Source organism: Tenacibaculum maritimum NCIMB 2154 (assembly GCF_900119795.1).
In the GTDB taxonomy this organism is placed as follows: Bacteria; Bacteroidota; Bacteroidia; order Flavobacteriales; family Flavobacteriaceae; genus Polaribacter; species Polaribacter maritimus.
In genome coordinates, this window is sequence record NZ_LT634361.1 from 485,763 (window position 1) to 498,303 (window position 12,541).

The window sequence follows — 12,541 nt, forward strand, 5'->3', positions numbered from 1 at the left end:
GTTATGGTTTAGTTGTTTTTAATTTGTCTGCATGAAGCTTACGTAATTTAGTGAGCTTTGGAGTAATTACAAGATGGCAATAGGGTTGCTCTTGATTTCTTTCGTAATAATTTTGATGAGTTTGTTCTGCATCATAAAAATTGATTAAAGAGCTAATTTCAGTTACTATAGGGAGGCTATAATAAGGGCTAATTTCTTTTAAAACGACTTGTGCTATTTCTTCTTGCGCTTCGTTATGATAATAAATAACAGAACGGTATTGGGTTCCTTTATCTGCCCCTTGCTGATTAAGAGTAGTAGGATCATGCGTAGTCATAAAAATAACTAGAAGCTCTTCATACGAAATAATGTTAGAATCAAAAGTAAGTTGTATCACTTCGGCATGCCCTGTCAATCCTGAACAAATTTCGCGGTATGTTGGATGACCAGGAACATTTCCGCCAGAATACCCAGCGATTACTTTTTTGACTCCTTTTACTTCTTTGAAAATAGCCTCAGTACACCAAAAGCATCCTCCACCAAAAGTAGCAACCTGTATGTTGTTAGTGTTCATCTTTAGCTCCTTTCTCCAATTGCATGGAAATAGAGTTAATACAATAGCGTAGGCCACTAGGCTCAGGACCATCAGGAAAAACATGACCTAAATGCGCATCACAAGTATTGCATAAAACCTCTACACGAACCATTCCATGTGTAGTATCTTTTTGATATTGAATAGCATGTTCCGCAATAGGTTGTGTAAAACTGGGCCAACCAGAACTTGAATTAAATTTTATTGTAGCATCAAATAAAGGGGTATTACAACATACACAATTGTATTGTCCTTCATCATAAATAGTACATAATTCCCCTGAAAAAGGGCGTTCCGTACCTTTTAATCTTGTAATTTTAAATTGTTCGGGAGATAATAAACTTTCCCATTCTTTTTGGGTTTTTTCAACCCTTTTTTGAGGACTAGGATTCCCAGTAGTGGCAAAATGAATAATATTTTTCCATGTTAGCATAAAAAATTCCTTTCTTTATTAAATTATTTCTAAAGATATTAAAATTAGTATAAAAAATATAGTACACTCTCTCTCGTGTTAGAAGAGGAATGTACCATATTGAACTTTTAATTACTCACTGAGTCGTAAGAGTAATTAATATCTTACAAAACCGACCTTAATCGAATACTGGTAAATAATTTATAATTTAGCAAAAATATATTCTTTATGGAAAACTTGATAGTAGCGGCAGAAACTTATGTAATAGAATTTCTTAATGAAGGTTTAAAAAAATCTTTTATATATCATAATATAGCTCATACGCAGCGAGTAGTTGAAAAAGCAGAAGAACTTTTAAAGGAAGAAAATATTGAAGAAATAACAAAAGAAAACGTATTGTTAGCTGCTTGGTTTCATGATGTAGGATATGTTGAAAAAGAAGCAGGTCATGAAGAAGAAAGTATTCGAATAGCAACTACATTTTTGAAGGAAAAAGGAATAGAAGCAACTAGGATCAGAGAAATTTCAAAATTAATAGCAGTCACTAAAATAGGTATAAAGCCAACTACTGATTCAGAAAAAATATTAAAAGATGCTGATTGCGCTCATATTGGAAGTAAGAACTTTGAAGAATATACAGCATTATTACGAAAAGAATGGGAATTAGCTAAAGGGAAGGAACTGTCTGATGAAAATTGGCTAGAAGAAAATATTGATTTTTTAACGAATACACATCGTTTTTATAGTAAAGCAGCTTCTAAAAAATGGGGAAAGCAAAAAGGTAGAAATTTAGCAAAACTGCTAAAGCTAGAGGCCAAAACAAAACAAGAAACCGCTAAGCTAAAACAAAAGAAAGAAGCTTTAGACTTAAAAAAAAATAAAGTAGAATTACCGGAGAGAGGTATAGAAACAATGTTTCGTGTAGCATTGCGAAACCATATTACATTAAGTGATATTGCTGATACTAAAGCAAATATTTTACTATCAGTAAATGCCATTATTATTTCTATGACTTTATCTACGTTGATACCAAAATTAGACAATCCATCTAATGGTTATTTGTTAGTTCCATCAATTGTTTTTATAAGTTTTACCGTAGCCTCTATTGTCTTATCCGTGATGGCTACTAGGCCCAATGTTACGGAAGGAAAGTTTAGTAAAGAAGACGTGGCAAATAAGAAGGTAAATCTATTGTTCTTTGGGAATTTTCATAAAATGGAATTGCCAGATTTTGAATGGGCAATGGAAGAAATGATGCAGGATAAAGATTATTTGTATGGATCATTAACCAAAGATTTATATTTTTTAGGATTGGTGTTAAACAGAAAGTATAAGCTTTTAAGAATTACCTATACCGTTTTTATGATTGGAATTATTGTAAGCGTACTCGTATTTGCACTGGCATTTAAAATGCAGTAAAAAAATAACGGTGTTGGTTAATAATATAGGAAATGTTTTATAAAAGATATTTTTGTCTTTTATAAAAATAACATACCTTTGCGAGGTAAAATTAAAATATGTTTTCGAAATCTTGTGAATACGGATTAAGAGCTGCTATTTATATAGCAGAAAAATCTATACTAAAAGAAAAGGTAGGTCTGAAGGCTATAGCAAATGCAATAGACTCACCAGAAGCATTTACGGGCAAAATTTTGCAAATTCTAACGAAAAATAATATTGTGACCTCTGTAAAAGGTCCTTATGGAGGTTTTTTTATAGAAACATCAGATTTAAAAAAGATTCAACTAAGCACTATTGTAAGGGTGCTAGATGGAGAAAAAATTTATAAAGGCTGCGGTTTAGGGCTTAAACAATGCAATGAAAAATCACCTTGCCCACTACATTATAAATTTATTGAAATAAGAGAGCGTTTAAGAACTATGCTAGAACAAAATACACTATACGATGTTTTATATACAAACGAAATTAAAAATACCTTCTGGTTAAAAGTATAAAAATTTAATACAATAAAAGATAAAAATATCTTTTTATCTTTTATCAATAAAAATACATGAAAAATAATATAAAAATCGCTGTAATCTATTTATGGATTGGTTTCGTAATAGCCATTAGTTTTATGGAGGCGTGGATTAAGTTTAGGGCAGAAGGGGTAACATTACCCATTGGTTTGGCAATAGGAAGTTTGGTGTTTTGGGCTTTGAATAAAGTTGAAATTGTTTTGGCAGTTATTCTAGTATCAGTTTTTTGGCATGCTGAGGATGTAAAATTTAATGAAAAGCATCTATATAGGTTAATAGTTCCCTTGGTTATTTTACTAGTACAAACATTGTATTTACTACCAGTATTAGAAGAAAGAGCTCAGTTAATTATTCAGAGTAAAGAAGTAGCTAAAAGCTATATGCATTTGACTTATGTAGTATTGGAAGTTATAAAAGTAGGAACTCTTTTTATTGTAGGAATTGAAATTATTAAAAAAAATGGATATAAATAATAACACGATCATTGCTGATATTGTAACGTATAATTATAAAACAGCAGCAATTCTTAAAAAATATAAAATAGATTTTTGCTGTCATGGAAATAGGACATTAGCAGAAGCTTCTGAGGAAAAAAGAATAGATTTAAGAGCTTTAATAGAGGAGGTGCCTGGTGTAGAAGATAGTGTAGCCTTTTCTATAAATTACCAAGATTGGGATCTCGATTTTATGAGTGATTACATTTATGATAATCATCATGCTTATATAGAGAAGCAAATTCCTGAAATATTACATTATTTGAATAAAATATGTAGGGTGCATAGAGTAAAACATCCTGAATTGTTAGAAATAAGGAGCTTATTCAAACAAAGCTCAGATGAATTAACCAAACATATGAAGAAAGAGGAACTGATACTGTTTCCATTTATAAAAAAAATAGCCATTGCAGAAAGAACTGGGGGGCAATTAAAAAAAGTTCCTTTTGGCAGTATAAAAACTCTTATTGATATGATGCATACAGATCATGATAAAGAAGGAAACCGCTTTAGAAAAATAGCTGAGTTTTCCAATAATTATACCCCGCCAAATGATAGTTGTAATTCCTACAAGATAGCTTTTTCGCTTTTAAAAGATTTTGAAGAAGATTTACATAAACATATTCATTTAGAGAATAATATTTTATTCAAAAGAGCAATAGCAACAGAAATTAAACTAAATAAGCAGTAGTAATGAAAAAAATTTGGGTAGGATTTATAGGAGTTGTGATACTTTCTTTCATCGTATTAATTTGGGTAGGAACAGAAATTTATCAAAAACAACCGCCAATACCTCGTTTTGTAAAAGTGAGAAATACAAAAGAGGTGGTTTTTACTAAAGAAGATATACAAATAGGGCAAAATGTATGGGAGTCTATTGGAGGCATGGAAGTAGGATCTATTTGGGGGCACGGTAGCTATGTAGCTCCTGATTGGTCTGCTGATTGGATTCATAAAGAAGCATTGTATTTATTGAACTATTGGTCAGAAAGAGATTTTAAGAAAGCATATGATTTTTTAAATGAAGAGGAAAAAGCAGCTTTAAAAGCAAGATTAATTAAAGAAGTAAAAACAAATACCTATGATGAAGAAAGTAAAACAATAGTAATTTCAGAAGAGCGATTAAGAGCGATTCAAGAAAATTCAAAATATTATGCTGCTATTTTTTCAGAAGGACATGAAAAATATGCAATACCGAAAAGGGCTTTAATAGATAAGGATAAATTGGCTAAATTAAATGCTTTTTTATTTTGGACTTCTTGGGCAGCGAGTACAAATCGGATAGGGAAGGAATATACATATACTTCCAATTGGCCACACGAACCTTTAATAAATAATACAATTACACCTGATTCACAAATATGGTCAGGGGTTTCAATCATCTTATTGATCTTGTTTATAGGTATTTTATCTTATTATTATATTAGAAATCATGAAAAGGGAGAAGCAGTTGTAAAACCAAGTGCAGATCCATTGCTAAACTTAACTATGTTTAGTTCTCAAAGGGCAGTGCTAAAGTATTTCTTCGTTATTTCATTGCTTATTGTTTTACAGGTGGTTTTAGGAATCATAACAGTGCATTATACTGTTGAAGGACAGGGGTTTTTTGGGTTTGATTTAGCAGCGTTTTTGCCATATTCAGTAACTAGAACATGGCATACGCAATTGGCTGTTTTTTGGATAGCAGCTACTTGGCTTGCCACTGGGTTGTTTCTAGCACCAATGATTAGTGGTAGAGAAATGAAATATCAAATAGGAGGAATTAATTTCTTATTTGGAGCGTTGCTAGTAATTGTATTGGGTTCTATGCTCGGAGAGTGGCTAGGAATACATCAGTTTTTAGATTTGACAACAAATTTCTTTTTTGGGCATCAAGGGTATGAATACATGGATTTGGGTAGGTTTTGGCAGTTATTATTGGCGGTTGGATTAATCTTATGGATGGTAATGGTAGGAAGACACGTATGGTATGGAATTAAAAAAAATGAAGATGCTAAACATCTGCTTATTATTTTATTAATTTCTGTGATGGCAATAGGGATGTTTTTTTTCTCGGGATTGATGTATGGAGAAAATAGTACCTTACCAGTAATTAACTATTGGCGTTGGTGGTTAGTGCATCTGTGGGTTGAGGGTTTCTTTGAAGTATTTGCTACAGTTATTATTGCTTATATTTTTTCTAGGATGAAAATCATATCTATAAAAACCGCAGGAAAGGCGTCCATAGCTTCCGCAACTATTTTTTTAGCAGGAGGAATAATAGGTACTCTTCATCATTTATATTATTCTGGCACTCCGGTACAAGCAATTGCTTTAGGAGCTACATTTAGCGCCTTGGAGGTGGTTCCTTTAACTCTAATGGGATTTGAAATAAGAGAAAATTGGAATTTATTAAAAAGACATAAATGGGTACAACGCTATAAATGGCCTATATACTTTTTTATATCAGTTGCATTTTGGAATATGCTAGGAGCAGGAGTATTTGGTTTTTTGATAAATCCACCCATAGCATTATATTATATTCAAGGATTAAATACAACAGCGGTGCATGCACATACTGCTTTGTTTGGGGTTTATGGAATGCTAGGAATGGGCTTTATTCTCATTTGTTTACGTTTTTATTCAAATAAACTATGGAATGAAAAGTTAATTAAAAATTCTTTTTGGCTACTCAATATAGGACTAATATTGATGGTATTGCTGAGCTTATTACCTATAGGAATCATACAAGCTTATACTTCTATAACCAAAGGGTATTCTTTTGCTAGAGATGCAGCGTTATTATATAGTCCAACAGTACAAACATTAAAATGGCTCAGAATAATAGGCGATGTAGTTTTTTCAATAGGAATCGTATATTTCTGTTGGTTTGTTGTAGTACTAACACTGAACTCACTATCCTTAAAAAGGAAAAAATAATTAATGATTATAGATTGTTGGGGGACAACTATAATTGAAAAGAGTCTTTGCACATTCATTGTGCAAAGGCTTTTGTATAAAAAACGTACACGCTTGGTTCATACGAATAAAAAAATGGTGTAAAATGTTTATTGTATTAAAATAATGTATATGTTTGTAGTATGAATCTTATGAAGGATAACATATTATGTATCGTCACCCACATTGCGTTCTAGCAATCGACGTTGCTAATACTTAACATTTAGTTGGCGTATTAGTATATTCATATTTTATTCTTTTTATTTTTGTTACATACCATTTACATATCAGTTTTAGTAAAGTTCGTTATTTTAAATAATAACCGAATTGCTATACCTTCTTCTTTCCGCCGTCGCCCCTAAGGGCATTGCATATTTATTTAGAACTTAGGTGTGTCCGGTTCTCTTCTTTCAAATTTAGATCACATATTAAATATACCAGAGTAAAATATCAATACAATGAACATTGTTATTGCAAACAAATCACATACGGTTTATGCAACTATTATTAGTGAAACCATAGCAAATGCAGCTTCGGATAGAGGAACAGGAATAGCAAAGCGAACTCCAGAGTATATCACTGCTAAAATAATTGCAGGAAATGCGGTAATTGCTTTACAAGGAGATGTTTTTGCAGGCTTCTGTTATATTGAAGCTTGGAGTCATGGGAAGTTCGTTGCAAATTCAGGATTAATCGTTCATCCAGAATTTAGAGGTATAGGATTGGCAAAAAAAATAAAGAGAAGAATATTTGAACATTCTAGAGCAAAATTTCCAAATTCAAAAATATTCAGTATTACAACGGGATTGGCTGTAATGAAAATGAATTACGAATTAGGATACCAACCTGTAACGTTTTCTGAATTAACAAATGATGATAGTTTTTGGAAAGGATGCCAAACTTGTAAAAACTATGACGTGCTAATACGAACCAGTAGAAAGATGTGCCTTTGTACAGGAATGCTGTACGATACTTCAGAAAAAAAATCTGCAAAACACTCTTACAACATAAAAGTTTTAAGAAGATTAAAAAATATCAAACAATTATTATTTCTAAAAAAAAATAACAGATGAAAAAATTAGTAATAGCCTATAGTGGAGGTTTAGACACATCGTATTGTGCTGTAAGCTTATCTGAAAGAGGATATGACGTTCATGCGGTAAGCGTCAATACAGGAGGATTTTCAGAAAAAGAGATTAAAGAAATAGAGATAAATGCTTATAAAATGGGAGTTTCAACTTATAAGAGTATCAATGCAATTCATACTTATTACACTAGAGTGGTGAAGTACTTAATTTATGGAAATGTATTAAAGAATAATAGCTATCCATTGTCTGTAAGTGCAGAAAGAATTGTTCAAGCCATTGAAATTATTTCCTATGCTAAGAAAATAGGAGCAAAATATATAGCACATGGAAGTACTGGAGCAGGAAATGATCAGGTTCGCTTCGATATGATTTTTCAAACACTAGCTCCAGAAATAAAAATTATTACTCCAATAAGAGATCTGAAATTAACAAGGCAAGAGGAAATAGATTACCTAAAAAAGAAAGGGATTGATATAACATGGGAAAAAGCAAAGTATTCTATTAATAAAGGGCTTTGGGGAACAAGTATTGGGGGAGAAGAGACATTATCTTCTGAAAAAGCATTGCCAGAGTTAGCATATCCATCTCAATTAAAAAAAGAGGGAGAAGAATCACTAAAATTAAGATTTAAAAAAGGAGAATTAGTAGGGATAAATGAGGTTTTAGATACTCCAGAAAAAAATATAGAAAAATTGAATAATCTAGCAGCAGCTTATGCTATAGGTAGAGATATTCATGTGGGCGATACTATCGTAGGTATAAAAGGAAGAGTAGGTTTTGAAGCAGCTGCGGCATTAATTATTATAAAAGCGCATCATTTACTAGAAAAACACACGCTTACAAAATGGCAAATGCAGCACAAAGAGTATCTGGCAAGTTTTTATGGAATGCATTTACATGAAGGGCAGTACTTAGATCCTGTAATGAGAAATATAGAAGCTTTCTTAAAAAATAGCCAAGAGCAGGTTTCAGGAACGGTCATGCTAACGCTAAAACCATATCATTTTATATTGAATGGAATTAATTCTAAGCATGATTTAATGAATGTGAAGTATGGAAGTTATGGTGAAGAGAATAAAGGATGGACAGCAGCAGAGGCAAAAGGGTTTATTAAAATTTTCGGAAACCAAAATAAAATATATCAACAAGTAAACAAAGTAATATGATACAAGTAGGAGTTGTAGGAGGGGCAGGCTATACTGCTGGAGAATTGATACGGTTATTACATTCACATACAAAGGTTCAGTTGAGCTTTGTATATAGTACTTCGTATGCAGGGAATCAAATTAGCGAAGTTCATCAAGATTTAATAGGAGATTTAGATAAAAAATTTGTGCGTAAAATAGATAAAAAGGTCGATGTCGTTTTTTTGTGTTTGGGACATGGTAAGTCGAAAACTTTTTTAAAAGAACATATTTTTTCAGAAACTACTAAAATTATTGACTTGAGCAATGATTTTAGATTGGAAAAGGAGAAGCTTTTTAAAGAGAAGAGTTTTATATATGGTTTGCCAGAATTGTCAGTTAAAGCAATTGGAAAAGCTAATTATATAGCAAATCCAGGTTGTTTTGCAACGGCAATACAATTGGCAATCTTACCATTAGCAATAAATAAACTGTTAAAGGATGACCTTCATATAAACGCTGTGACAGGAGCAACAGGAGCAGGCACTTCGTTATCTAAAACCACGCATTTTGCATGGAGAGATAATAATTTTTCATATTACAAGCCTTTTACACATCAACATTTAGGAGAAATAGAACAGACTATAGGAAAATTACAAGGAGATTTTGAAGGAGAAATAATGTTTATCCCGAATAGAGGGAATTTTTCAAGAGGAATCTTTACAAGCTTATACACTTCTTTTGATGGAACCATAGAAGAGGCCATTTCAATATATAAAGCGTTTTATAAAGAAGCTCCGTTTACATTTATTTCAGATAAAGAAATTCATTTGAAACAGGTGGTCAATACGAATAAATGTTTACTTCATTTACAAAAACATAAAAATAAATTGTTGATATCTAGCGCAATAGATAATTTGCTGAAAGGAGCTTCTGGACAAGCGATACAAAACATGAATTTATTGTTTGGTTTTGAAGAAACAGAAGGACTACAATTAAAAGCTAACTTTTTTTAAAAATAATATTATGAGAATCGCAATTATAGGAACAGGGAACTTAGGGAGTTCTATAGCAAAAGGATTACTAGCAAGCAATGTCATTACAAGGCTGTACTTAACGAAGAGAAATACAGCAACATTATCAGAATTTAGTGGTTATAAAAATGTCATTTTAACCAATGATAATCAGGAAGCGATACAAAATTCAGATTGTGTCATTTTTGCTGTTCAACCAGCACATTTGGAAAAAATATTGGTAGCTATTAAAAAGTCCTTAAAAGAAAATCATGTTTTAATATCAACAATAACAGGCTTTTCTATTGCAAAAATGGAAGCTATCGTAGGAAAAAATAGGTTTTTAATAAGGGCCATGCCAAATACTGCAATTGCTGTAGGGAAATCAATGACCTGTTTGTGTGGAAATGTAGCAGGAGAAAAAAGAATTGAAATAGCAGAAACTATATTTAATAAGGTAGGAGCTTCTATTGTAATTCCAGAAAATCAAATGCAAGCAGCAACCGTAATTTGTGCAAGTGGAGTTGCCTTTTGGATGCGATTGATTAGAGCAACGACACAGGCTGCAATTCAATTAGGATTTGATGCTAAAGAGGCTCAAAAACTTGCAATGTTTACTAGTGAGGGAGCAGCGAGTTTGTTAATAAAAACGGGGAATCACCCAGAGCAAGAGATTGATAAGGTAACTACTCCAAAAGGTTGTACCATAGAAGGATTGAATGAAATGGAGCATAAAGGATTAAGTTCTTCTTTGATACAGGGAATGGTAGCCTCATTTGATAAAATTAATAGTATAAAATCAGATCAATTGTAAAAGAAATGAAGCTATTTGAAACTTATTCATTGTTCGATATCACTCCAGAAAGAGGAGAAGGAAATTATATTTTTGATGAAGAAGGAGTTAAGTATTTGGACTTATATGGAGGGCATGCTGTTATTTCTATAGGGCATTCGCATCCAAAATATGTTGAGAATATAAAGAATCAGGTAAGTCGATTAGGGTTCTACAGCAATGCTATTCAAAACCCTTTGCAAAAAGAATTGGCATTGAAATTAGGAAGGATTTCTCAATGTAGTACATACAATTTGTTTTTGTGTAATTCTGGTGCAGAAGCAAATGAAAACGCATTGAAGTTGGCTTCCTTTTATACAGGAAAGAAAAAAGTGATTGCTTTTAAAAACGGATTTCATGGAAGAACGTCTGCAGCTGTTGCCGTAACGGATAATTCAAAAATAATAGCTCCGATTAATGCGCAACAAGAAGTCGAACTTTTAAAACTTGGAGATATAGAATCGGTGGAGAAGTCATTTGCTAATCATGATGTTTGTGCTGTAATTTTTGAAATTATTCAGGGAGTTGGAGGTTTGGATGAGGCACCAACATGGTTTTATCAGAGGGTAGAAAAGTTATGTGAAAAATACGGGGTAATCCTTATTGTAGATGAGGTGCAATGTGGATTTGGAAGAACGGGAGATTTTTTTGCTTTTCAAAAGCATGGATTAACACCGGATATTATTTCTATGGCGAAAGGAATGGGGAATGGTTTTCCTATTGGAGGGGTTTTAATTCACCCAAAGATAAAAGCATCTTATGGAATGTTAGGAACTACCTTCGGAGGAAATCATTTGGCTTGTGCTGCTTCATTAGCTGTTTTAGAAGTGTTAGAAAAGGAGAAGTTGCTAGAACGAATAAAAGATACTGCTGACTTTTTTAAAAGGGAATTACGAGACGTAACCGAGATAAAAGCGGTGAAGGGAAGAGGATTGATGCTGGGGTTGGTATTTGATTTTCCGATAGAGGAATTGAGAAAAAAATTGCTTTTTAAGCATCATATTTTTACAGGGAATGCTAAAAACCCGAAGGTATTAAGAATATTACCTCCACTAACTATTACTAAGCGTGATTTAAGCGTTTTTATAAAAGCGTTAAAAGAAGAATTATGATGAAGAAATATACAAGTTTAAATGATATAGAAGATGTATCAGCACTTATTCAAAAAGCTATTTGTTTAAAAAAGAACCCTTTTGCTTATAAGTCTTTAGGAAGAGATAAAACATTAGTTATGCTGTTTTTTAATTCGAGTTTAAGAACCCGTTTGAGTACCGAAAAGGCGGCGAAAAATTTAGGGATGGAAGTCATGACCTTAAATATAAATAATGCTTGGGGTTTAGAATTTGAAGAGCACGTAATTATGAATTTTGATAAAGCAGAGCATATTAAAGAAGCAGCTAAAGTTATTTCTCAATATGCAACGATTATTGGAATAAGAGCTTTTCCTAATTTAAAAGATAGGAATCGAGATGCGTCAGAATATGTTTTAAATGGATTCCAGAAATATGCAAGTGTCCCTATTGTTAATCTGGAAAGTGCTACAAGACATCCTTTGCAAGCGTTGGCGGATGCAATTACTATTGAGGAGTTAAAAACAAAAGAAAAACCGAAAGTAGTGCTGTCTTGGGCACCACACCCCAAAGCATTGCCGCAATCTGTAGTGAATTCATTTATAAAGATGATGCGTCGAGTAGGGGCTGATTTTACGATAACACATCCGCAAGGTTACGAACTCAATAGCAAAATAATTAGAGGGTTTTCAGTCAATTATAATCAGAAAGAAGCTTTGAAGAATGCAGATTTTGTGTATGTAAAGAATTGGAGTAGTTATACGGATTATGGAAAGGTATTAAATACCAATACTGATTGGATGCTAACAAAGGAAAAAATAGGGACAGCTAAATTAATGCATTGCTTACCTGTAAGAAGAAATGTGGTTATAGAAGATGCTGTTTTAGATGGAGAAAATGCAATAGTTATCCAGCAAGCAAATAACAGAACTTACGCAGCTCAAATAGTTTTAAAAGAATTGTTGGAAAATTTATAGAGCCCTTTTTGAGAGCGATTAAAAAGAAAGAAGATAAACTTAAC

The 12,541-nt window shown here is 32.4% G+C and carries 13 protein-coding genes; 11 read left to right on the forward strand and 2 right to left on the reverse strand.

Annotated elements, in window-relative coordinates; translation table 11 throughout:
* Position 1: 1 nt before the first annotated feature.
* Complete coding sequence (gene msrA / locus MARIT_RS02285) at positions 2-553, reverse strand: peptide-methionine (S)-S-oxide reductase MsrA (protein ID WP_100210650.1); 552 nt, start codon at positions 551-553, stop codon at positions 2-4.
* Entirely contained in the window at positions 543-1,004 is a 462-nt protein-coding gene (gene msrB, locus MARIT_RS02290) for a peptide-methionine (R)-S-oxide reductase MsrB (protein ID WP_100210651.1), read from the reverse strand. The genes msrA and msrB overlap by 11 nt, the downstream gene beginning before the upstream one ends.
* A gap of 207 nt (positions 1,005-1,211) precedes the next feature.
* On the opposite strand from msrB, the gene MARIT_RS02295 reads away from it, so the two are divergent.
* From MARIT_RS02295 to MARIT_RS02345, 11 genes are all read left to right on the forward strand, one after another.
* A complete protein-coding gene (locus MARIT_RS02295; protein WP_100210652.1) occupies positions 1,212-2,402 on the forward strand; it encodes a Pycsar system effector family protein in 1,191 nt (396 codons plus the stop codon).
* Positions 2,403-2,500: 98 nt separating this feature from the next.
* Positions 2,501-2,938, forward strand: coding sequence for an RrF2 family transcriptional regulator (locus tag MARIT_RS02300; RefSeq protein WP_024742103.1), 438 nt, complete (start codon positions 2,501-2,503; stop codon positions 2,936-2,938).
* Positions 2,939-2,994: 56 nt separating this feature from the next.
* A complete protein-coding gene (locus MARIT_RS02305; protein ID WP_100210653.1) occupies positions 2,995-3,435 on the forward strand; it encodes a hypothetical protein in 441 nt (146 codons plus the stop codon).
* A complete protein-coding gene (gene ric, locus MARIT_RS02310) occupies positions 3,422-4,147 on the forward strand; it encodes an iron-sulfur cluster repair di-iron protein (RefSeq protein WP_100211988.1) in 726 nt (241 codons plus the stop codon). The genes MARIT_RS02305 and ric overlap by 14 nt, the downstream gene beginning before the upstream one ends.
* 2 nt (positions 4,148-4,149) lie before the next feature.
* Complete coding sequence (locus tag MARIT_RS02315; protein WP_024742101.1) at positions 4,150-6,375, forward strand: nitric-oxide reductase large subunit; 2,226 nt, start codon at positions 4,150-4,152, stop codon at positions 6,373-6,375.
* A 476-nt stretch (positions 6,376-6,851) separates the two neighbouring features.
* Entirely contained in the window at positions 6,852-7,466 is a 615-nt protein-coding gene (locus MARIT_RS02320) for a GNAT family N-acetyltransferase (protein ID WP_024742100.1), read from the forward strand.
* Complete coding sequence (locus MARIT_RS02325; protein ID WP_100210654.1) at positions 7,463-8,647, forward strand: argininosuccinate synthase; 1,185 nt, start codon at positions 7,463-7,465, stop codon at positions 8,645-8,647. The genes MARIT_RS02320 and MARIT_RS02325 overlap by 4 nt, the downstream gene beginning before the upstream one ends.
* Complete coding sequence (argC, locus tag MARIT_RS02330) at positions 8,644-9,621, forward strand: N-acetyl-gamma-glutamyl-phosphate reductase (protein WP_100210655.1); 978 nt, start codon at positions 8,644-8,646, stop codon at positions 9,619-9,621. Before MARIT_RS02325 ends, argC begins: the two co-directional genes overlap by 4 nt.
* Positions 9,622-9,631: 10 nt before the next feature.
* Positions 9,632-10,432, forward strand: coding sequence for a pyrroline-5-carboxylate reductase (proC, locus tag MARIT_RS02335; protein ID WP_024742097.1), 801 nt, complete (start codon positions 9,632-9,634; stop codon positions 10,430-10,432).
* A gap of 5 nt (positions 10,433-10,437) precedes the next feature.
* Positions 10,438-11,562 carry an aspartate aminotransferase family protein gene (locus tag MARIT_RS02340; protein ID WP_024742096.1) on the forward strand — a complete coding sequence of 375 codons (1,125 nt, stop codon included), beginning with the start codon at positions 10,438-10,440 and terminating at the stop codon, positions 11,560-11,562.
* Complete coding sequence (locus MARIT_RS02345; RefSeq protein ID WP_100210656.1) at positions 11,562-12,497, forward strand: Rossmann-fold NAD(P)-binding domain-containing protein; 936 nt, start codon at positions 11,562-11,564, stop codon at positions 12,495-12,497. The genes MARIT_RS02340 and MARIT_RS02345 overlap by 1 nt, the downstream gene beginning before the upstream one ends.
* The last annotated feature ends 44 nt before the right edge of the window (positions 12,498-12,541 follow it).

What these genes read in the sequence shown, in the direction of transcription:
- MARIT_RS02315 (WP_024742101.1), top strand. Translation starts at nt 4,150, where the DNA reads ATGAAAAAAATTTGGGTAGGATTTATAGGAGTTGTGATACTTTCTTTC.
- MARIT_RS02345 (WP_100210656.1), top strand. Translation starts at nt 11,562, where the DNA reads ATGAAGAAATATACAAGTTTAAATGATATAGAAGATGTATCAGCACTT.
- ric (WP_100211988.1), top strand. Translation starts at nt 3,422, where the DNA reads ATGGATATAAATAATAACACGATCATTGCTGATATTGTAACGTATAAT.
- MARIT_RS02340 (WP_024742096.1), top strand. Translation starts at nt 10,438, where the DNA reads ATGAAGCTATTTGAAACTTATTCATTGTTCGATATCACTCCAGAAAGA.
- MARIT_RS02325 (WP_100210654.1), top strand. Translation starts at nt 7,463, where the DNA reads ATGAAAAAATTAGTAATAGCCTATAGTGGAGGTTTAGACACATCGTAT.
- argC (WP_100210655.1), top strand. Translation starts at nt 8,644, where the DNA reads ATGATACAAGTAGGAGTTGTAGGAGGGGCAGGCTATACTGCTGGAGAA.
- MARIT_RS02305 (WP_100210653.1), top strand. Translation starts at nt 2,995, where the DNA reads ATGAAAAATAATATAAAAATCGCTGTAATCTATTTATGGATTGGTTTC.
- MARIT_RS02295 (WP_100210652.1), top strand. Translation starts at nt 1,212, where the DNA reads ATGGAAAACTTGATAGTAGCGGCAGAAACTTATGTAATAGAATTTCTT.
- msrA (WP_100210650.1), bottom strand. Translation starts at nt 553, where the DNA reads ATGAACACTAACAACATACAGGTTGCTACTTTTGGTGGAGGATGCTTT.
- MARIT_RS02300 (WP_024742103.1), top strand. Translation starts at nt 2,501, where the DNA reads ATGTTTTCGAAATCTTGTGAATACGGATTAAGAGCTGCTATTTATATA.
- MARIT_RS02320 (WP_024742100.1), top strand. Translation starts at nt 6,852, where the DNA reads ATGAACATTGTTATTGCAAACAAATCACATACGGTTTATGCAACTATT.
- proC (WP_024742097.1), top strand. Translation starts at nt 9,632, where the DNA reads ATGAGAATCGCAATTATAGGAACAGGGAACTTAGGGAGTTCTATAGCA.
- msrB (WP_100210651.1), bottom strand. Translation starts at nt 1,004, where the DNA reads ATGCTAACATGGAAAAATATTATTCATTTTGCCACTACTGGGAATCCT.